Below are 19,595 nucleotides of genomic sequence, written 5' to 3' on the forward strand. Positions count from 1 at the left end.
CTGCTGGACACGCCGGCCGCGTCGCTCAACGACCCGGACTGGGCTGCTGCCGCGCGCGATGCGCTGCAGCAGGCCGATACGCGCCTGTACCGCCGCTTCGACCAGGGCGACAACATCGAGCGCCTGCTGGCACTGCGCGCACGCGCGGCCGATCACCTGATCCGCCACGCGTGGCAACGTTGCCTGCCGGCCGACAGTGGTCTGTCGCTGTTCGCAGTAGGTGGCTATGGACGCGGTGAACTGTTCCCGCGCTCGGACATCGACCTGCTGGTATTCGGCGATCCGCAGGCGCAGCTGGCCCACGAAGAGTCGCTGGCGCGCCTGTTCGCGCTGCTGTGGGATTGCGGCCTGGCGGTCAGTCACGCGGTGCGTTCGGCCGCGCAATGCAGCGAGGCCGCTGCCGATCAGACCGTGCTGACGGCGTTGATCGAAGCGCGCCCGCTGACGGCCGATGAGGCCGCGCGGCGTGCGCTGCGTGCGGCGGTGGATGACCGCGAACTGTGGCCGCCACGTGCGTTTTTCCTGGCCAAGCTGGAGGAGCTGCGCAACCGCCACCAGCGCTTCGGTGATACCGCCGACAACCTGGAGCCGGACCTGAAGGATGGCCCCGGCGGCCTGCGTGATCTCAATACGCTGGGCTGGATGGCGCTGCGTGCGTTTGGTGTGCGAGATCTGGAAGCACTGGTCGGCCTGGGCCACCTGGGCGCTGACGAGGCCGCTGCGCTGAAGCGCGAACGCGCGGTGCTGGCACGACTGCGCTTCGGCCTGCATCTGGTGGCGCGACGCCCGGAAGAGCGCCTGCGCTTCGATTACCAGAAGACCCTGGCCGCGCGCCTGGGCTTTGAAGACGACACCGAAAGTCTCGGTGTCGAAAAGATGATGCAGGGCTTCTACCGCGCTGCTTCGGTGGTGCGGCGGATCAGCGACCGTCTGCTGCAGCGTTTCGAGGAACAGTTCGATGGCGAGGCACAGCCCGAGCCGCTGACCGTGGGGTTCGCCCTGCGTCGTGGCTATCTGGCGGCCAACGATGCCGACTGGCCGAACGCCGACATCGGCCAGGTCTTCGCGCTGTTCGCCAGCTGGGCGAACAATCCGCAGATCCGCGGCCTGCATTCGTTGACCGCGCGCGCGCTGGCCGAATCGCTGCCGCTGCTGCCTGCCTATGACCAGGCAGACCCTGACGCGCGCGAACAGTTCATGGCCCTGCTGCGTGGCCAGCGCCCGGTCGACACGCTTTCGCGCATGGCGCGGCTGGGTGTGCTCGGGCAGTGGATTCCGGCGTTCGCCCAGGTCAGCGGGCGCATGCAGTTCGACCTGTTCCATGTCTACACCGTCGACCAGCACACGCTGATGGTCCTGCGCAACATGGGGCTGTTCGCCAGCAGTCGCGCCGACGAACGTTTCTCGATCGCCCATGAAGTCTGGCCGCGCCTGCGCAAGCCCGAACTGCTGCTGCTGGCCGGCCTGTTCCACGACATCGCCAAGGGCCGTGGCGGCGATCATTCCGAACTGGGCGCGGTCGATGCACGGGCGTTCTGCCACGCGCAGGGGTTGAGTGGTTCGGATACCGAACTGGTGGCCTGGCTGGTCGAACAGCACCTGCGGATGTCGGTGACCGCGCAGAAGCAGGACATCGCCGATGCGGACGTGATCCATCGTTTCGCGACCCTGGTCGGCAGCCGCGACCGCCTCGATTACCTCTACCTGCTGACCTGCGCCGACATCGCCGGCACCAGCCCGAAGCTGTGGAACGCGTGGAAGGACCGGCTGCTGGCCGATCTGTACTTCGCGACCCGGCGCGCACTGCGCGAGGGTCTGGAGCATCCGGTGCCGGCCGCCGAGCGCGTGGCCGAAGCGCGCGACAGCGTGCGTGCGCTGGTGCGCGAGCAGGGCTACGACGATGCCACCATCGACCGCCAGTTCGCGGTGATGCCCGACGAAGGCTTCATCCGCCTGCGCCCGGAGCAGCTGGCCTGGCAGGCCGCCGCGCTGGTACCGATCAAGCAGGGCCAGACGCTGGTGAAGGTACGTCGGATCAGCGTCGACGACCCGGCACTGGAAGTGTTCGTGCACTCGCCGGACCGTGACGGCCTGTTCGCCGCGATCGTGATGACGTTGGACCGCAAGGGCTACGGCATCCATCGCGCGCGCGTGCTGGATGGGCCGGCCGACACGATTTTCGATAATTTTGAAGTGAGCCCGGCCGATACGTTTGCCGATGGCAGCAGTGCCAATCTGGAAGCTGCCCTGCGCGAGGCGCTCAGTGGCGATTTGACGCGGCTGCGTCCCTCGCGCCGGGTGGTGCCACGCCAGCTTCGCCATTTCCGTTTCGCCCCGCGCATCGAGTTCCGCGATGAACCCGGCGCAACCCGTTTCGCCCTGGTCGCACCCGACCGCCCCGGCCTGCTGGCCGACGTGGCGTTCGTGCTGCGCAACCAGGGACTGCGCGTGCAGGACGCGCGCATTGCCACATTCGGCGAACGCGCCGAAGACACCTTCGTGATCAGTGACGAACACGACCTCCCCCTGACTGAATCCGCCCGGCAGCAGCTGCATGACGCAATGCTGGCCTGCCTGGACCCTGATCGAAACGCCGGAGACCCCGCCTGATGGCCACCAAGCCTGTAAAGAAGACTGCCGCGACCGCCAAGAGCGCAGCAGCCAAAAAGACGACTGCCGCTGAGCCGGTTGCGAAGAAGACTGCCGCGCCGAAGAAGGCTGCGGTGAAGAAGGCACCTGCGAAGAAGGCCCCGGCCAAAACCGCCGAAGCCGCGCGCGCCGAGAACATCGCACGCAAGTCGCTGCGCAAGCCGGCCGGCCCGGGCGTGGAAGAACTGAAGTTCGGCATCGAAAGCGCGTTCGAGCGCCGTGCCACGTTGACCCTGCACGAACTGGAAGGCTCGACCCGTCCTCTGGTCAATCGCGTGATCGACGGCCTGGAAAGCGGCGAATTCCGCGTCGCCGAGCCGGACGGCCATGGTGGCTGGAAGGTCAACGAATGGCTGAAAAAGGCCGTGCTGTTGTATTTCCGCGTCAACGACATGGCCGTGGTCGATGCACGCCCGGCGCCGTTCTGGGACAAGGTCGAATCGCGCTTTGCCGGCTATGACGAGGCGAAGTTCCGCCGCGGCGGCGTGCGTGTGGTACCGGGTGCGATCGCCCGTCGCGGCACGTATTTCGGCAAGGACGTGGTGCTGATGCCGAGCTTCACCAACATCGGTGCGTACGTCGGCGAAGGCACCATGGTCGATACCTGGGCCACCGTCGGTTCCTGCGCGCAGATCGGCCAGCATTGCCACCTGTCCGGTGGTGCCGGCATCGGCGGCGTGCTCGAGCCGCTGCAGGCCAGCCCGACCATCATCGAAGACCATTGCTTCATCGGCGCGCGTTCGGAAGTGGTGGAAGGCGTGGTCGTCGGCCATCACAGCGTGATCGGCATGGGCGTGTTCCTCAGCCAGAGCACCCGCATCTACAACCGCGCCACCGGCGAAATCAGCTACGGTTACATCCCGCCGTACAGCGTGGTGGTGTCCGGCTCGCTGCCGAGCAAGGACGGTACCCACTCGCTGTACTGCGCGGTGATCGTCAAGCAGGTCGATGCCCGCACCCGCAGCAAGACCAGCGTCAACGACCTGCTGCGCGGCCTGGCCGACTGACGGAGCCGCACGCATGAGCACCACCGTCTACGGTCTGAAGAACTGCGATACCTGCAAGAAGGCGACCAAGTGGCTGGACCGCTTCGGCGTGCCGTACACCTTCGTCGACTACCGCGACAACAAACCCAGCCCGGAAATGCTGCTGGAATGGGCGGCACAACTGGGTGGCCTGGCAGCGATGGTCAACAAGTCCTCCACCACCTGGCGGCAGTTGCCGGACACCCGCAAGGCCGCCGATTCGGAAGCGGAGTGGAAGCTGCTGCTGCGCGAGTATCCGCAGCTGATCAAGCGCCCGCTGGTGGTGACCGCCGACGGCAAGGTGAGCCAGGGTTTCAGCGACAACGGCTTCAAGGCGCGCTTCGGCGTGGGCGGCGCGTGAGCGCCGTCCTCGACCTGGCCTGCGATCTGATCGCACGGCCATCGGTGACCCCGGACGATGCCGGCTGCCAGGTGCTGATCGGCGAACGTCTGCAGGCGGCGGGTTTCACCTGTGAGCACCTGCGGCTGGGCGAGGTCGACAACCTGTGGGCCACCCACGGCAGCGGAGCACCGGTGCTGGTTCTGCTGGGCCACACCGACGTGGTACCGCCGGGCCCGCGCGAAGCGTGGCAGAGCGATCCGTTCGCGCCGCAGATCCGCGATGGCGTGCTGTACGGTCGCGGCACCGCGGACATGAAGGGCAGCGTGGCTGCGTTCGTGATCGCTGCCGAACAGTTCGTTGCGGCCCATCCGCAGCACACGGGCACGCTGGCGGTGCTGTTGACCAGCGACGAAGAGGGCGATGCCATCGACGGCGTGCGCCATGTCGCGCGCCTGTTCGCCGAGCGCGGCCAGCGCATCGACTGGTGCATCACCGGCGAGCCGTCGTCCACCGCCACGCTGGGTGACCTGCTGCGCGTCGGGCGGCGGGGCAGCCTGTCGGCCAAGCTGCGCGTGCAGGGTGTGCAGGGCCACGTGGCCTACCCGGACAAGGCGCGCAATCCGATCCATCTTGCCGCGCCGATGCTGGCCGAACTGAGCGCACGGCGTTGGGACGAGGGCTACGAGAGTTTTCCGGCGACCAGCCTGCAGATGTCCAACATCCATGCCGGGACCGGCGCCAACAACGTGATTCCAGGTGAGCTGGAGGTGGATTTCAACATCCGCTACAACCCGCATTGGGATGCAGCGAAGCTGGAAGCGGAGATCACCACGCTGCTGGACCGTCATGGCCTGCAGTACACGCTGATGTGGCACCGCAGCGGCGAACCGTTCTACACCCCGGAAGGGACGTTGCGGGCAGCGGCGCGCGCGGTGCTGGCCGAGCACACCGGTCGCGCGCCTGAAGAGAGCACCGGTGGTGGCACCTCCGATGCGCGCTTCATCGCACCCCTGGGTGCGCAGTGCATCGAAGTCGGCCCGGTCAATGCCAGCATCCACCAGGTGGATGAAAACGTGCGCGTGGACGAGCTGGAAGCGCTGCCGGGGCTGTACCAGCGACTGGTTGAACGCCTGCTGGTGTAGCGCTCGTCCAGCAGGTTGCTGTGGATACGCCGGGCATGGCCTGGCGCTACTCCGAGAACTGGAAGAACGGCGGTTTGATCGCTTCGCGCCAGTACGACTCGTCGGCCATGTAGAAGTCCTGTGCGCTGGCCTTGGCGAACCACGCCGCCGCGGCATCCACGTTCTTCTGCAGGCCATCGCCGCCGCGGCCGAGTGCCAGCCCGGCCAGGTACTGGCCATACACGTTGCCCTGTGCAGCGGCACGCTCATACCAGCGCAGCGCTTCGGTTTTGTCCTGCACCACGCCGATGCCGGCCTCGTACAGCGTGCCCAGGTCCACCTGCGCTTCGGCATCGCCGCGCGCGGCGCGGCGCTGGATGCGCGCGATCACCGGGTTCGGTGAAGCATCAGCGCTGAGCGGAGTGCCGGGCTTCGCGGACCCGCTGGTGGCATCGCGCAACGGCTGCAGCTTGTACAACTGACGCAGGTAGACCGCGCGGCGCAGGCGCCAGCGCAGCGCGCCCTCCATGTCGCCACGTCGCTCATACCACGTCTCCAGATCGCTCATCGCATACGGCGAGCCGTGATAGGCAGCACGGTGGTACCAGCGGTAGGCCTTGCGCGCGGAGGGTTTGAGCACGACCGCGTCGGGCTTCTGCGGGGCATCACCGCTGTCCAGTCGGCCGCGTTCCAGGATCGTACCCAGCTGCTCCTCGGCACTGGTGGTGCGGTGCGTGCGCGGCGTGGTGGCAGCGGCGCGCGCGTACCAGTCCAGCGCGCGCACGTCGTTGCGGTACTGGTACAGCTTGGCCACGCGCAACGCCGAATCGAACTGGCCATCGGCAGCCGCAGCCAAGGCATCGCGTTCGGTGTCATCGACCGGGTGGGTGGGCGTGGTCGCACACCCGGCCAGAGCAATCAAAGCCAGGGTGGGCAGCAGCAGGCGACGGCAGGAAGGGGTCATCCATGAGTTCCGGAAAGCGGGCAGGGGATTATCCGGGGCGGTACCGGCGTGGCTGCTGAATCGGTTGCCATCGCAACAGTTGCGCCGCGCCGGAAACCCGGTTACGGTCGGATCCATGTCGCTCCGCCTGGCCACCGCCGTCAACAACACCAACCGCAATAATCTGCGTACGAATAATCGTGCGCGGCCGATGCGGGACTGCGCCCTGGGTAGATAGACAGCAACATACGCCCGGACACCAGAAAACCCGCATCGGCCGATGCGGGTTTTTTTGTGCCCGGGCGCAGGCCCACCCGGGCCTGGATGGCCGGTCGAACACCTTCCCCCCGTGTACTTCCCCACAACAGGAGTTCCACCCATGTGTTCGATCTTCGGTATTTTCGGCCTGCAGGCCGGTGACGATCTTCCTTCCCTGCGCCGCCATGCGCTGGAGCTGTCGCAGCGCCAGCGCCATCGTGGCCCGGACTGGAGCGGCGTGTATCTGGACGAAGGCGCGCTGCTGGTCCACGAGCGCCTGGCCATCGTCGATCCGGCCGGCGGCTCGCAGCCGCTGCTGTCCGAAGACGGGCAGCTGGCGCTGGCGGTCAACGGCGAGATCTACAACCACCAGCAGCTCAAGGCCGACCTCGCCGAAGCCTATGCCTTCCAGACCGGTTCGGACTGCGAGGTGATCAACGCGCTGTACCGCCAGGGCGGATCGCCGGCGCAGTGGCTGGAACAGCTCAACGGCATCTTCGCCTTTGCCCTGTGGGACCGTGCAGCCGGCCGTGTACTGGTGGCGCGCGATCCGGTCGGCGTGGTGCCGCTGTACTGGGGCCATGATGCGCAGGGGCGGCTGCGCGTAGCGTCTGAAATGAAGGCGCTGGTCGACACCTGCGCAGACGTTGCCCAGTTCCCGCCGGGCCACTACTACGACAGCGCCAGCGGTGAGCTGGTGCGCTACTACCAGCAGCCGTGGCGCGAGTACGACGACGTGCGGGGCCGCCAGGCCGATCTCGCCGAGCTGCGCCAGGCCTTCGAACATGCGGTCGAGCGCCAGCTGATGAGTGACGTGCCGTATGGCGTGCTGCTGTCGGGCGGGCTGGATTCGTCGCTGGTTGCTGCCGTGGCAGCACGTTATGCGCGCCGTCGCATTGAAGATGGCGGCCAGAGCGAAGCGTGGTGGCCGCGCCTGCATTCGTTCGCCATCGGCCTGAAGGGCTCGCCGGATCTGGCGGCTGCTGCGGTGGCCGCCGAAGCGCTGGGCACGGTGCACCACGGCTTCGAATACACCTTCGAAGAAGGCCTGGATGTGCTGCCGGAGGTGATCCGCCACATTGAAACCTACGACGTCACCACCATCCGCGCGTCCACGCCGATGTTCCTGCTGGCGCGCCGGATCAAGGCGATGGGGGTGAAGATGGTGCTGTCCGGCGAAGGCAGCGACGAGATCTTCGGCGGCTATCTTTATTTCCACAAGGCACCGGACGCGCGCGAATTCCACCAGGAACTGGTGCGCAAGCTCGATGCCCTGCACAACTACGATTGCCTGCGCGCCAACAAGTCGATGATGGCTTGGGGCGTGGAGCCGCGCGTGCCGTTCCTGGACCGCGAGTTCCTCGACGTGGCGATGCGTTTCGATGCCGCGCACAAGATGGTTGGCGCCGGCTTCGGCGGTCGCCGCATCGAGAAGGCAGTGCTGCGCGAGGCCTTCGAGGGCTATCTGCCGGACAGCATCCTGTGGCGGCAGAAGGAGCAGTTCAGCGACGGCGTCGGCTACGGTTGGATCGACGGCCTGAAGGCGCATGCCGAAGCACAGGTCAGCGACCGCGTACTGGCCGCCGCCGACAAGCGTTTCCCGCACAACCCGCCGCAGACCAAGGAGGCGTACTACTACCGCCACCTGTTCGAACAGTTCTTCCCCAGCCACGCGGCGGCTGAAACCGTGCCGGGCGGCAAGTCGATCGCCTGTTCCTCGCCGGCGGCCATTGCCTGGGACGCCAGCTTCGCCGCTGCCGCCGATCCGTCGGGCCGCGCCATCGCCGGCGTGCACGAGCAGGCGCTGGCCTGAACCGGCAGTGCCCGGTCGCCTGACAACGTAGCGCCGGGCCATGCCCGGCGAGCGCACAGCACCGGAGCAGGCAAGGACGTATCATCGGCGCCCTGCACATTGGGGAATGTTCATGGACGTACAGACCGGAGATCCCGTGCGGCCGACGAAGTGGGCGTGGCGTTACCTTGTCTGGGCCGGCGTGCCGCTGCTGGTCGGCCTGCTGCTGGCCCGCTATGCCGGGCCCGGGCTGCCGACGGTGGCCAGCAAGGCCGAGGCCGTGGTCGGCAGTGATTGGGCGCATCACCTGGCCTCGCCGCTGGGCCTGTTCCTGCTGCAGCTGCTGGTGCTGTTGCTGGTCGCCAAGGGCGCGGGCGCACTGTTGAAGCGTTTCGGCCAGCCGGCCGTGATCGGCGAGATGGCCGCCGGCCTGATGATGGGGCCGCTGTTGCTGGGCAGTCTGCTGCCGCAGGTGCATGGCGCGCTGTTCCCGGCCGCTTCGCTGGGGCCGCTGGGCATGCTCAGCCAACTGGGCGTGCTGATGTTCCTGCTGGTGGCCGGCGCCGAGCTGGATCTGGGCGCGCTGCGTGGGCGTCGCCGGTTCGCCTTCACCGTCAGCCACGCCGGCATCGCGGTGCCGTTCGTGCTTGGCGTGGTCCTGGCGATCTGGCTGTATCCGCAGCATGGCCCGCAAGGTGTGAGCTTTACCGCGTTCGCGCTGTTCGTCGGCATTTCGATGAGCATCACCGCCTTCCCGGTGCTGCTGCGCATCCTCGCTGATCGCGGTATCACCCACACATCGCTGGGGCAGACCGCCATCGCCTGCGCGGCGTTGGGCGATGCGACTGCGTGGTGTCTGCTGGCGCTGATCGTGGCCGCAGCGCAGGCCACTGGCTGGTTGCCGGCCAGCCTCAACCTGCTGTGCGTGGTGGCGTTCATCGTGCTGATGCTGGGGCTGGTGAAACCGTGGTTTTCCCGCCAGACCATCGCGCCGGGTCGCGAGGGGCGCTGGCTGCTGGGCATCCTGCTGCTGTCGCTGGCCAGCGCGCTGGTCACCGAAGTGCTCGGCATCCATGCGTTGTTCGGCGCGTTCGCTGCGGGTGTGGCGGTGTCGTCCAACGCGCAGTTGCGGCACCTGCTGGTGGCCAGGGTCGAACCGTTCGCGGTGACCCTGCTGCTGCCGCTGTTCTTCGCCATGACCGGCCTGCGCATGCGTGCCGACGCGCTGCAGGGCAGCGACATCCTGCTGTGCGTGGTGGTGATCGCAGTGGCCACGGTGGGCAAGCTGCTGGGCACCTGGAGTGCGGCGCGCAGCACCGGCATGGCCTCGCGCGAAGCCTGGCGACTGGGGGCGCTGATGAACACCCGCGGGTTGATGGAACTGATCGTGCTCAACCTGGGCTACGAGCTGGGCCTGCTCGGCGACCGCCTGTTCGCGGTGCTGGTGATCATGGCGCTGGTGACCACCGCAATGACCGGGCCGCTGTTGAACCTGATCGAGCGTCGCAGGGCCTGACCCCGTCGCGCTCGGCGGCTCCACGGGGCCATCCCCGCAGCCGGATGGCGTAGTAGTGCCGGCCGCTGGCCGGCAGCCACGCACACGGGGCGGGCATCATGCGGTCACTGTCGGGCGCTACTTCACCGGCACCAGCGTCATCGTGTGCTCTGCCTTGCCGGGCAGGAACGGGGTGGGGCGACCATGCACCCAATCCTCATGTCCCGCGCCCCAGTAAGGCGATAGCGGGTGGCCGCTCTGTCCACCCGGCATGTGCACGATGCCGTCGGCCTCGTGGCCGGGCGAGACCACCATCCGCTGCGAGGCACCGAAGGCCGGTGTCTGTACACGCGGCATGTCACGGTCGCCGGGTAGGGGATCGGCCGGCATGCACAACCAGCGACTGGCGAAGGCAGGCAGGGCGCGCGCCACCGGATGGCAGATCGCTGCGGTATTGCGCTCGCCCCAGCTGCGGTGCGCCAGCGGCCCCTGCTTGGACAGCTCCGCTTCGGTGTGACGTGCAGCATCGGCCAGCAGCGCATCCCAGCTGGTGTACGCGGGTGGCAGCAGGTTGGCGGGGCGCTGTTCCAGCATCGGCCAGGCGACGCCTTCCAGCTGCGCCAGGCGCGGTGCCAGGAAGTCCTCGCCCAGCTGCGCCCGGGCCGGTGCCAGCAGCGCATCGGTCAGCGTGTCGAGCACCTGTGTACGGAACTCGCGCACGACCCGGTAGCTGACCGAATCGATCGCGGCGCGACCGTCCCAATGGCTGCTGACTGTGCCCAATCGCTTCAGGGCCGGATCGTCGCTGTGCCCGACCACCTCGTGCAGCAGCACCCACCAGCGCTGCAGGAACACTGCGCGGTCGTCCAGCTGGATTGCCAGCAGGTCGTGTTCGTCGAAGCGCTCCTGCGTGGCCAGCAGATCGCGGATCTGCCGGCCGCGTGCGCCGAGGTCGTAGCCGCCATTGCCGACGGTGGCCAGGGTCGCCTGGTCCACCACGCGGCTGTTGGCGGTCCACAGCCGATGCGCAGCAGGATCGATCAGGCTCGGCGCGGCGTCGCTGCGGATCGGCCAGGGCGCGCAGTCCTGGTTGCCATGATTGTCATTGAAGCCCAGTGGTGCGCAGTCCCGGCCACGGTCAGGTCGCGCGCCGATCAAGCGCCACGCGATGCGCCCACTGCGGTCGCCGATGAGCAGATTCTGCGCTGGAATGCCAGCGTGGTCGGCAATCTGCAGGGCCTGGTCCAGATCGGCGGCGCGTGCCATGTCGGCGAAGTCCATGCGCACCGCGCCCGGCAACTGCGCGACCCAGCGCAGGGCGTCGCCGCTGCCATCGGCGTGGGTGTGCAGGATCGGTCCCCACGCGGTCTCGCGTACCGGGAATTGCACGTCGGTACCACCGGCCACGACGATCCGCTCCTCATGCACGGTCACCGCAGCGTCGGCGGGTTCGCTGCGGAAGTCGGCGGTGTCGATGTAGCTGTTGGTGAAGCCCCAGGCCACGTGGCCGTTGCTGCCGACAATCACCGCCGGCACGCCCGGCAGCGAGAAGCCGCTGACGTCGACCTGGCCACCTGCGGCCTGCGGATCGGGGTAGCGCAGGCGCACACGGAACCACAGGCTTGGCGCGCGCAGGCCCAGGTGCATGTCGTCGGCGACGATCGCACGGCCATCGGCGGTCAGTGCGCCGGCAACGGCGAAATTGTTGCTGCCGACCGCGTCGGCATCTTCGGCAGCTGCGCCAGTTGCGGCCTTCAGCGTGTGCAGGTCCAGCTGGCTGGCGTCGGGCAGGCTGGCGTTGCCGCGGGGAGCGCCAGCCAGCGGCGCGTCCCACTCGCTGCCGTCATGCGCCAGCAGGGCGTACAGGGCCGGCGGCACCACCGCGCGGATGCGCTGCAGGGCCAGTTCCGACTGGTTGCTGGGGTCCTGCAGGTCGGCATACATGGCCAGGCCTGCCAGCACGCTGTCGCTGGCCTGCCACGGTTGCGGCGCCTGCCGCAGCAGCAGGTAGGCCCATGGCCGCACCGCCAGACTGCCCAGACCCTGGTTGACCCCGTCCACATAGGCACGCACGGCCGCAGGGTCGCTGCCCAGCGCATCCTGCAGATGGGCCTCGGTGCGCGCGCGCAGGCGGTGTACGCGCATGCGTTTGTCGGCCTCGATCGCCTTCGCCCCGAACAGGGCGGACAGTTCACCTGCGGCACTGCGCCGCATCAGGTCCATTTCGAAATAACGTTCCTGCGCATGAATACGGCCGAGTGCCCGCAGCGCATCGGCCTTGTTGCCGGCAGTGATGGTGACCACCCCCAGCGCATCGCGCTCCATGGTGACCTTGCCGGCCAGCCCGGGCAAAGGGCGCTCGCCGTCCAGCTCGGCAAGGCTGCCGCGCAGCAGCAACCACAGGACCAGCACCGCGAGCAGCACGATCGCGACCAACACACCCAGAATCCACCGCCACGTACGACGCATTGCAGGTCCTTCCCGAGCATGTAGGCCGATTGTAGCCGCAGGCGCAACTGCGACTGATTCCGATTAGATCACCGTATCTGCAGATGGGGCACCATGGGCGCCATCGATTCACAGGAGCTCCCCCCATGAAAGGCAACCCGGACGTCATCGCCTGCCTGAAGGAACTGCTGCGCGGCGAACTCGCCGCCCGCGACCAGTACTTCATCCACTCCCGCCGCTACGAGGACCAGGGCCTGTTCGCGCTGTACGAACGCCTGAACCACGAGATGGAAGAGGAGACCCAGCACGCCGACGCGCTGCTGCGCCGGATCCTGTTCCTGGGCGGCGACCCGGACATGCGCCCGCATGCCACCGAGCCGGGCAAGACCGTGGAGGAAATGCTGCGCAAGGACCTGGACACCGAATACGCCGTTCGCAACAACCTCGCCGCCGGCATGAAGCTGTGCGAGGAGAAGGGCGACTACGTGAGCCGCGACATGCTGCTGGCGCAGTTGAAGGACACCGAGGAAGACCACGCCTGGTGGCTGGAGCAGCAGTTGGGCCTGATCAAGCGCATCGGTTTGGAGCTGTACCAGCTGAGCAAGATCGACGGCAGCGGCGCCCCGGCGCACTGATCCGGAGGTGGGGCCGGGCGATGCCCGGTGCCGCTTGATGTAGAGCCGAGCCATGCTCGGCTGCTTTCCGGTAGAGCCGACCGCTGGTCGGCTGCTGTACCTGAAGTAGAGCCAAGCCATGCTTGGCTGCATTTCGCAGAAGCACAACGTCCCGTCGCCCGCCAGCACCGGAGCACCGCCAGCCAGCCTTCGCCAGCCAGCTGCTCCACCGCCCGCCAGCCGACAAACAAAAAAGCCGGGGAATGCCCCGGCTTTTTTGTGTCTGACGTCCGGGGTCGGATCCGTTTTCGAAGAAAACGGCTCTGACCCCATCGGGTGTGGCGTGCCAACCAAGGTTGGCATCTACCAGAGGCGGTGCATGGGGTCGGAGCCCTTTCCGCTGGAAAGGGATCCGACCCCGCGCCTCATTCGACCGACAGCCCTTCCACCTTCTGCCAGCCACGCGGCAGCAGGTGGCCACGGGTGGCACGGGCGCCCAGGTAGGGCTCAAGCTCGTTGAACTTCAGGCCCATCGTGCGCTGGCCACTGCGCACCTGCAGGGTCTGCCCCGGGCTGATCGCCACGATCGCCACCACGCGTTCGGTGGCGAGCTTGGCCTTGGGGATCTCGATGATCTTGTTGCCCTTGCCCTTGTCCAGTTCCGGCAGGTCGCTGGCGGCGATCGCCAGCAGGTTGCCCGAGCTGGTCACCGCGACGATGCGGTCGGTGCCGACGTTGGCCACCACCGACGGCGACAGCACCGACGAGCCCGCCGACAGGTTCAGCATCGCCTTGCCGGCCTTGTTGCGGCCGATCAGGTTCTCGAAGCGGGTGACGAAACCATAGCCGTGGGTCGAGGCCAGCACGAAGCGGGTATCCGGTTCGGCGCTGGCCAGGGTCACGAAGCTGGTGCCGGCGGCCGGCGAGAAGCGGCCGGTCAGCGGTTCACCGTTGCCGCGTGCCGAGGGCAGGGTATGCACCGGCGTGGAGTAGGCGCGGCCTTCGCTGTCCAGGAACGCGACCTGCTGGGTGCTGCGTGCACGCACCGCGCCCTGCAGGGCGTCGCCATCGCGGTAGGACAGGGTCGAGGCGTCGATGTCGTGGCCCTTGGCGGCGCGGATCCAGCCCTTCTCGGACATCACCACCGTCATCGGCTCGCTCGGTACCAGTTCGGTCTCGTCGATGGCCTGCGCCGCCTGGCGCTGCACCAGCGGCGAACGGCGCTCGTCACCGAACTTCTTGGCATCGGCCTGCAGTTCGTCGCGGATCAACTTCTTCAGCTTGGTCTTGCTGTCGAGGATGGCCATGATCTTGTCGCGTTCCTTGGCCAGCTCGTCCTGCTCGCCACGGATCTTCATCTCTTCCAGGCGGGCCAGCTGCTTCAGCTTGGTTTCCAGGATGTACTCGGCCTGGTCTTCGGACAGGCCGAAGCGCGCGATCAGCGCCGCCTTCGGTTCGTCCTCGGTACGGATGATGTGGATCACCTCGTCCAGGTTGAGGAACGCCACCAGCAGGCCTTCCAACAGGTGCAGGCGACGCTCGACCTTCTGCAGGCGGTGCTGCAGGCGGCGGGTGACGGTGCTGCTGCGGAACGCCAGCCATTCGCTCAGCAGCGTCTTCAGGTTCTTCACCTGCGGACGGCCGTCCAGCCCGATCACGTTGAGGTTGACGCGGTAGCTGCGCTCCATGTCCGTGGTGGCGAACAGATGGCCCATCAGCTGCTCGGCGTCGACGCGGTTCGAACGCGGCACCAGTACCACGCGCACCGGGTTGGCGTGGTCGGATTCATCGCGCACGTCTTCCAGCCACGGCAGCTTCTTCGCACGCATCTGCGCGGCGATCTGCTCGATCACCTTCGATGGCGACACCTGGAACGGCAACGCGGTGACCACCACGTTGTGCGCTTCCTTGATGTAGGTCGCACGCGCACGCACGCTGCCGTTGCCGGTCTCGTACATGTTCCGCAGGTCGTTGGCCGGGGTGATGATCTCGGCGTTGGACGGGTAGTCCGGGCCCTTCACGTGCTCGCACAGGTCGCGCACGCTGGCATCCGGATCGTCCAGCAGGTGCAGCAGCGCGCTGACGATCTCATTGAGGTTGTGCGGCGGCACATCGGTGGCCATGCCCACGGCGATGCCGGTGGTGCCGTTCAGCAGCAGATGCGGCAGGCGTGCCGGCATCCAAGTCGGTTCCTGCAGGGTGCCGTCGAAGTTCGGTGCCCAGTCGGTGGTGCCCTGGCCCAGTTCGCCCAGCAGCACTTCGGCGATCGGGGTCAGCTTGGATTCGGTGTAACGCATCGCCGCGAACGACTTCGGGTCGTCGCTGGAACCGAAGTTGCCCTGGCCTTCGATCAGCGGATAACGGTACGAGAACGGCTGCGCCATCAGCACCAGCGCTTCGTAGCACGCGCTGTCGCCATGCGGATGGTACTTACCGATGACGTCACCGACGGTACGCGCGGACTTCTTCGGCTTGGACGCGGCATTCAGGCCCAGCTCGCTCATCGCATAGATGATGCGGCGCTGCACGGGCTTCAGGCCGTCGCCGAGGAACGGCAGGGCGCGATCCAGGACCACGTACATCGAGTAGTCGAGGTAGGCGCGTTCGGCGTATTCGCGCAGCGGCAGTTGTTCGAAACCGTGGAACACGGGGCGGGCAAGATCGGTCATGCGGCGTTGTTACCTATGTCGGGAGGCGGTGACGGCGGTCGCCGCTCTCAATCCAGTGATTATCCGGATGCGGCGGGGGATGCCAAGCCGCGTGCAGGATCCAGGCCCGGTTCCAGGCCGTGGCCGGCCCGTGCCAGGTAGCGTCCGGGCGGTAGCCCGAAGTGTCGCCGGAACACGGTGACGAAGGCGCTGGCGCTGCTGAAGCCCAGCGCGTGGGCGATATCGGCCACGCTGCGGCCCTCGCTGAGCTGCCGCAGCGCCTCGGCCAGCCGCGCCTGCTGGCGCCATTGGGCGAAGCTCAGCGTTGTCTCGTCGCGGAAATGGCGGGTCAGGCTGCGCGGCGACAGGCCGGCCCAATGCGCCCACTGCGCCAGGCCGCGCTCGTCGGCCGGGTCGGCCAGCAGCTGTGAGGCGATCTTCAGCAGGCGCCGGTCGCGTGGCATCGGCAGGTGCATGCGCTGGCGCGGCGCGGTGCGGATCTCGTCCAGCAGCACGTTGATGATGTGCTGCCGCTCGGCGGTGCTTTCGTAGTCCTGCGGCCAGTCGCAGATGCGTTCGGCCACCGCCTGCGCCAGCCGCGAGATGCCCAGCACGCACGGGTCGGCAGGCAATTCGGCGCACAGCGGTGCGGCCAGCACCATGCCCCAGCCGCGCAGGGGGCCATCGATGTGGACCGTATGCGGTTCGGCCGGTGGCATCCAGCCTGCCGAGCCTGGCGCCAGCGACCAGGTGCCATGCGAGGTGCGTGTGGTCAGCAGGCCGCGTTCGACGCAGATCAGCTGCGCGCGGACGTGGTGATGCCAGTCCACTTCGCGGGCCAGTCCCTGCGGGCTGTCGAAGCGGAAGGCGATGACCGGCGGCCCGTCATTGCGCTCGAACCAGTCCAGGGCTTCTTCACGCAGCAGGGTGGCAGGTCCGGGTTCGCCCGCCTTCACGTGGGCTAGGGGTGGCTTGAATGTGACATTCATTGGCTGGATTGTACTACCGGGCCAGTTGGGAGCGCCATTAAGGTGGCGCCTTCACCTGATCCAGCCCACTGCTGCAACACAGCATTTGATGCCAGATCGAATATTTCCATTGAGAAATATTTTTTTTGGAAGAGAATGCTCCCCCATGATCTGTCCTGCAACCACTCCCCCCAGCTTCGGCCTGCTGCTGCGCCAGGTGCGCGACGGCCTGGTCCGCCAGCTCGATGCGTCCATGGCCGAGGAAGACCTCGGCATCGGCTTCACCCACTACATCGGGCTGAAGGTGCTCTCGAACATGGCGCCGTGCACGGCCAACGAGCTGGCCCAGGCCATCGACCAGGTGCCCAGCGCGGTCACCCGCCTGCTGGACAAGCTGGAAGCGCTCGGTTGCGTGCGCCGCGAGCCGCATGCCCAGGACCGGCGTGCGCTGCAGATCGTATTGACCGATGAAGGCCGCGCGCTCTGGGCGCGGTTGAAGCTGCGCGGCGACGCAGTGATGGATTACGCCCTGCGCGATCTGTCCGCCGACGAACGCACGCAGCTGCTGTCCCTCCTGACCCGAATCCGCGATTCCTTGACGACCCCATGAACCCGATCCCGTATCCCACTCTCCGCCGGTCCGGGCGCGCGCTGCTGGTTTCAGCGCTGGCCCTGGCCCTGGCCGCCTGCGCCAGCAGCCGCGGCCTGAACCCGCAGGGCCACGTGCTCGATGTGGACAGCCTGCACAGCGAACGCACCCTGGCCGACAGCGATCTGAGCGCCGCCGGTTTTCCCGCCCAGGACTGGTGGAAGGCACTGGGCGATGCGCAGCTGGATGCGCTGATCGCCGAAGGCCTGGCCGGCCATCCGAGCCTGGACGCCGCCGACGCCCGCCTGCGCCAGGCACAGTCACAGGTCGGCACCGCACGCGCCGATCGCCTGCCCAGCCTCTCCGTGTCCGGTGGCTACACCGGCCTGCGCCTGCCCGAATCGATGGCCGGCGATGAAATCGGTGGTCACTACGCCGGCAGCAGCCAGGTCGCCTTCGATTTCAGCTATGGCGTCGACCTGTGGGGCGGCAAGCGCGCCGCCTGGGAAGCCGCCGTGGACGGCGCCCATGCCGCTACCGTCGAGGCCCAGGCCGCACGCCTGAACCTGTCCACCGGCATCGCCCAGGCTTATACCGATCTGGCCTACGCCTGGCAGCTCAATGACGTGGCCGAAGAAGAACTGGCGCGCTCGCAGAAGTCGCTGGAACTGACCCGTCAGCGTCGCAGCGCCGGCATCGACAGCGACCTGCAGGTGCGCCAGGCCGAAGCCCGTGTGCCGGCCGCACAGCAGCAGTTGCTGGCGGCGCAGCAGCGCATCGACGCGGGACGCACTGCGTTGGCCGCGCTGGTCGGCAAGGGCCCGGACCGGGGCCTGTCGATCGAACGCCCGCGCACGATGAACCCGTTGGCCCTGCAGCTGCCGGGCGTGGTGCCCAGCGAATTGCTCGGCCGTCGCCCCGACATCGTCGCCGCGCGCTGGCGGGTGGAAGCGGCGGACAAGCAGATCAAGGTCGCCAAGACCAAGTTCTACCCGAGCCTCAACCTGACCGCACTGGCCGGCGTGGTCGCACCCAATGTCGGCGACCTGCTGCAGAGCAGCTCCAGCTTCGCTTACATCGGTCCGGCGCTGAGCCTGCCGATCTTCGAAGGCGGCAAGCTGCGCGCCAACCTGGCCAACACCGATGCGCAGTACGACCTGGCCGTAGCGAACTACAACCAGGCGGTGCTCGATGCACTGCGCGACGTCGCCGACCAGGTCAACGCGGTGCGCTCGCTGGCGCAGCAGGCACAGTCGCAGCAGCAGGCGGTGGATACCGCACGCGCTGCATTCGACCTGGCCCAGCAGCGCTATCGCGCCGGCATCGGCAGCTACCTGGACGTGCTGACCGCGCAGTCCACCCTGCTGCAATCGCAGCAGCAGCTGGCCGGCCTGCAGTCGCAGCAGCTGCAGACCTCGGTGCGCCTGAGCAAGGCGCTCGGCGGTGGTTTCCAGCCCAGTGATGCTGATGCCGCACCGCTTGCTTCCCATTCCGATTCCTCGCATTCCTGAAGACGCCTGCCATGAGCCAGACCCAAGACACTGCGGCCCCCGCCGCCCCCAACCGTCGCGGCAAACTGCTGCGCGGCCTGTTCGTGATCGTCGTGCTGCTGCTGGCGGCACTGGCGCTGTGGTACTTCATGTTTGGCCGTTGGTTCGAAGAGACCGACGACGCCTACGTGCAGGGCAACCAGGTGCAGATCACCCCGCTGGTGGCCGGTACCGTGGTCGCCATCAACGCCGATGACGGCATGCGCGTGGAGCGCGGCCAGCTGCTGGTGCAGCTGGACCCGGCGGACACGTCGGTCGCCCTGCAGCAGGCTGAAGCCAACCTGGCCAAGACCGTGCGCCAGACCCGCGGCCTGTACCGCAGCGTCGAAGGTGCGCAGGCAGATCTGAACGCACGTCAGGTGACCTTGAAGCGCGTGCGCGACGACTTCGCACGCCGCAAGGGCCTGGCCGCCACCGGCGCCATTTCCAACGAAGAGCTGGCCCATGCAGGCGATGAGCTGGCGGCTGCCGAAGCGGCCGTGGCCGGTTCGCGCGAGACCGTCGAGCGCAACCGTGCGCTGGTCGATGACACCGTGATCGCCACCCAGCCGGATGTGCAGGCTGCCGCCGCGCAGCTGCGCCAGGCCTTCCTCAACAATGCGCGTTCGGGCATCGTCGCCCCGGTCACCGGCTATGTTGCCCGTCGTTCGGTGCAGGTTGGCCAGCGCGTGCAGCCGGGCAATGCGCTGATGGCGGTGGTGCCGACCGAGCAGATGTGGGTTGAAGCCAACTTCAAGGAAACCCAGCTACGCCACATGCGCCTGGGCCAGGAAGTGGAGCTGAAGTCGGACCTGTATGCCGGCGACGTCAAGTACAAGGGCCGCATCGACAGCCTGGGCCTGGGCACCGGTTCGGCGTTCTCGCTGTTGCCGGCGCAGAACGCCAGCGGCAACTGGATCAAGATCGTGCAGCGCGTGCCGGTGCGCATCGCCATCGATGCCAAGCAGCTGGCCGAACACCCGCTGCGCATCGGCCTGTCGATGAAGGCCGAAGTGAGCCTGCGCGACCAGAAGGGCGAAGTGCTGCCGAGCGCGGCCGCCAAGGGCACGGTGTTCGACACCGACGTGTACGCCAAGCAGTTGCACGATGCCGATGAGGTGATCCACACGATCATCCAGGGCAACCTGCCGCAGCAGGGCAAGGCGAGCTGAG

General features: G+C 67.6%; 14 protein-coding genes. 10 read left to right on the forward strand and 4 right to left on the reverse strand.

Annotated elements, in window-relative coordinates; translation table 11 throughout:
• From ACQ5SA_RS08615 to dapE, 4 genes are read left to right on the forward strand one after another with little or no spacing between them, the layout of a single operon-like run.
• Entirely contained in the window at positions 1-2,610 is a 2,610-nt protein-coding gene (locus ACQ5SA_RS08615) for a [protein-PII] uridylyltransferase (protein ID WP_499314014.1), read from the forward strand.
• Positions 2,610-3,656, forward strand: coding sequence for a 2,3,4,5-tetrahydropyridine-2,6-dicarboxylate N-succinyltransferase (gene dapD / locus ACQ5SA_RS08620; protein WP_230110465.1), 1,047 nt, complete (start codon positions 2,610-2,612; stop codon positions 3,654-3,656). The genes ACQ5SA_RS08615 and dapD overlap by 1 nt, the downstream gene beginning before the upstream one ends.
• A gap of 13 nt (positions 3,657-3,669) precedes the next feature.
• Positions 3,670-4,035 (forward strand): arsenate reductase, encoded by a 366-nt coding sequence (locus ACQ5SA_RS08625; protein ID WP_353100611.1) that lies wholly within the window; start codon positions 3,670-3,672, stop codon positions 4,033-4,035.
• Complete coding sequence (dapE, locus tag ACQ5SA_RS08630) at positions 4,032-5,159, forward strand: succinyl-diaminopimelate desuccinylase (RefSeq protein ID WP_499313979.1); 1,128 nt, start codon at positions 4,032-4,034, stop codon at positions 5,157-5,159. Before ACQ5SA_RS08625 ends, dapE begins: the two co-directional genes overlap by 4 nt.
• A 46-nt stretch (positions 5,160-5,205) precedes the next feature.
• Here dapE and ACQ5SA_RS08635 read toward each other — a convergent pair whose 3' ends face one another.
• The gene (locus ACQ5SA_RS08635) at positions 5,206-6,102 is read right to left on the reverse strand and encodes a tetratricopeptide repeat protein (RefSeq protein WP_499313980.1); all 897 of its coding nucleotides are present in this window, start codon (positions 6,100-6,102) and stop codon (positions 5,206-5,208) included.
• Between the two features lie 358 nt (positions 6,103-6,460).
• On the opposite strand from ACQ5SA_RS08635, the gene asnB reads away from it, so the two are divergent.
• On the forward strand, positions 6,461-8,152 hold the full coding sequence (gene asnB, locus ACQ5SA_RS08640; protein ID WP_499313981.1) for an asparagine synthase B: 1,692 nt from the start codon (positions 6,461-6,463) through the stop codon (positions 8,150-8,152).
• Between the two features lie 106 nt (positions 8,153-8,258).
• Entirely contained in the window at positions 8,259-9,647 is a 1,389-nt protein-coding gene (locus ACQ5SA_RS08645; RefSeq protein WP_499313982.1) for a cation:proton antiporter domain-containing protein, read from the forward strand.
• 117 nt (positions 9,648-9,764) lie between these two features.
• On the opposite strand, the gene ACQ5SA_RS08650 is transcribed toward ACQ5SA_RS08645, so the two are convergent.
• On the reverse strand, positions 9,765-12,095 hold the full coding sequence (locus tag ACQ5SA_RS08650) for a penicillin acylase family protein (RefSeq protein ID WP_499313983.1): 2,331 nt from the start codon (positions 12,093-12,095) through the stop codon (positions 9,765-9,767).
• Positions 12,096-12,220: 125 nt separating this feature from the next.
• Here ACQ5SA_RS08650 and bfr point away from each other — a divergent pair, with 125 nt between their 5' ends.
• Positions 12,221-12,709: a bacterioferritin gene (gene bfr, locus ACQ5SA_RS08655; RefSeq protein ID WP_025877631.1), complete on the forward strand. Its 489-nt coding sequence runs from the start codon at positions 12,221-12,223 to the stop codon at positions 12,707-12,709.
• Positions 12,710-13,113: 404 nt separating this feature from the next.
• Here the strand turns inward: bfr and parC are convergent, their stop codons facing one another.
• Positions 13,114-15,357, reverse strand: coding sequence for a DNA topoisomerase IV subunit A (parC, locus tag ACQ5SA_RS08660; RefSeq protein WP_499313984.1), 2,244 nt, complete (start codon positions 15,355-15,357; stop codon positions 13,114-13,116).
• A gap of 59 nt (positions 15,358-15,416) precedes the next feature.
• On the reverse strand, positions 15,417-16,325 hold the full coding sequence (locus tag ACQ5SA_RS08665) for an AraC family transcriptional regulator (protein WP_499313985.1): 909 nt from the start codon (positions 16,323-16,325) through the stop codon (positions 15,417-15,419).
• A 145-nt stretch (positions 16,326-16,470) separates the two neighbouring features.
• On the opposite strand from ACQ5SA_RS08665, the gene emrR reads away from it, so the two are divergent.
• Genes emrR through emrA form a run of 3 tightly spaced genes read left to right on the forward strand, consistent with a single transcriptional unit; the run spans position 16,471 to position 19,594 of the window.
• Positions 16,471-16,914, forward strand: a complete 444-nt coding sequence (emrR, locus tag ACQ5SA_RS08670; protein ID WP_025877626.1) for a multidrug efflux system transcriptional regulator EmrR — start codon at positions 16,471-16,473, stop codon at positions 16,912-16,914.
• Positions 16,911-18,404, forward strand: a complete 1,494-nt coding sequence (emrC, locus tag ACQ5SA_RS08675) for a multidrug efflux transporter outer membrane subunit EmrC (RefSeq protein ID WP_499313986.1) — start codon at positions 16,911-16,913, stop codon at positions 18,402-18,404. Before emrR ends, emrC begins: the two co-directional genes overlap by 4 nt.
• An 11-nt stretch (positions 18,405-18,415) precedes the next feature.
• A complete protein-coding gene (emrA, locus tag ACQ5SA_RS08680) occupies positions 18,416-19,594 on the forward strand; it encodes a multidrug efflux MFS transporter periplasmic adaptor subunit EmrA (RefSeq protein ID WP_089239888.1) in 1,179 nt (392 codons plus the stop codon).
• Position 19,595: the final 1 nt, after the last annotated feature.

The sequence above is a fragment of the Stenotrophomonas indicatrix genome (assembly GCF_050573115.1).
GTDB classification, from domain to species: Bacteria; Pseudomonadota; Gammaproteobacteria; order Xanthomonadales; family Xanthomonadaceae; genus Stenotrophomonas; species Stenotrophomonas lactitubi_A.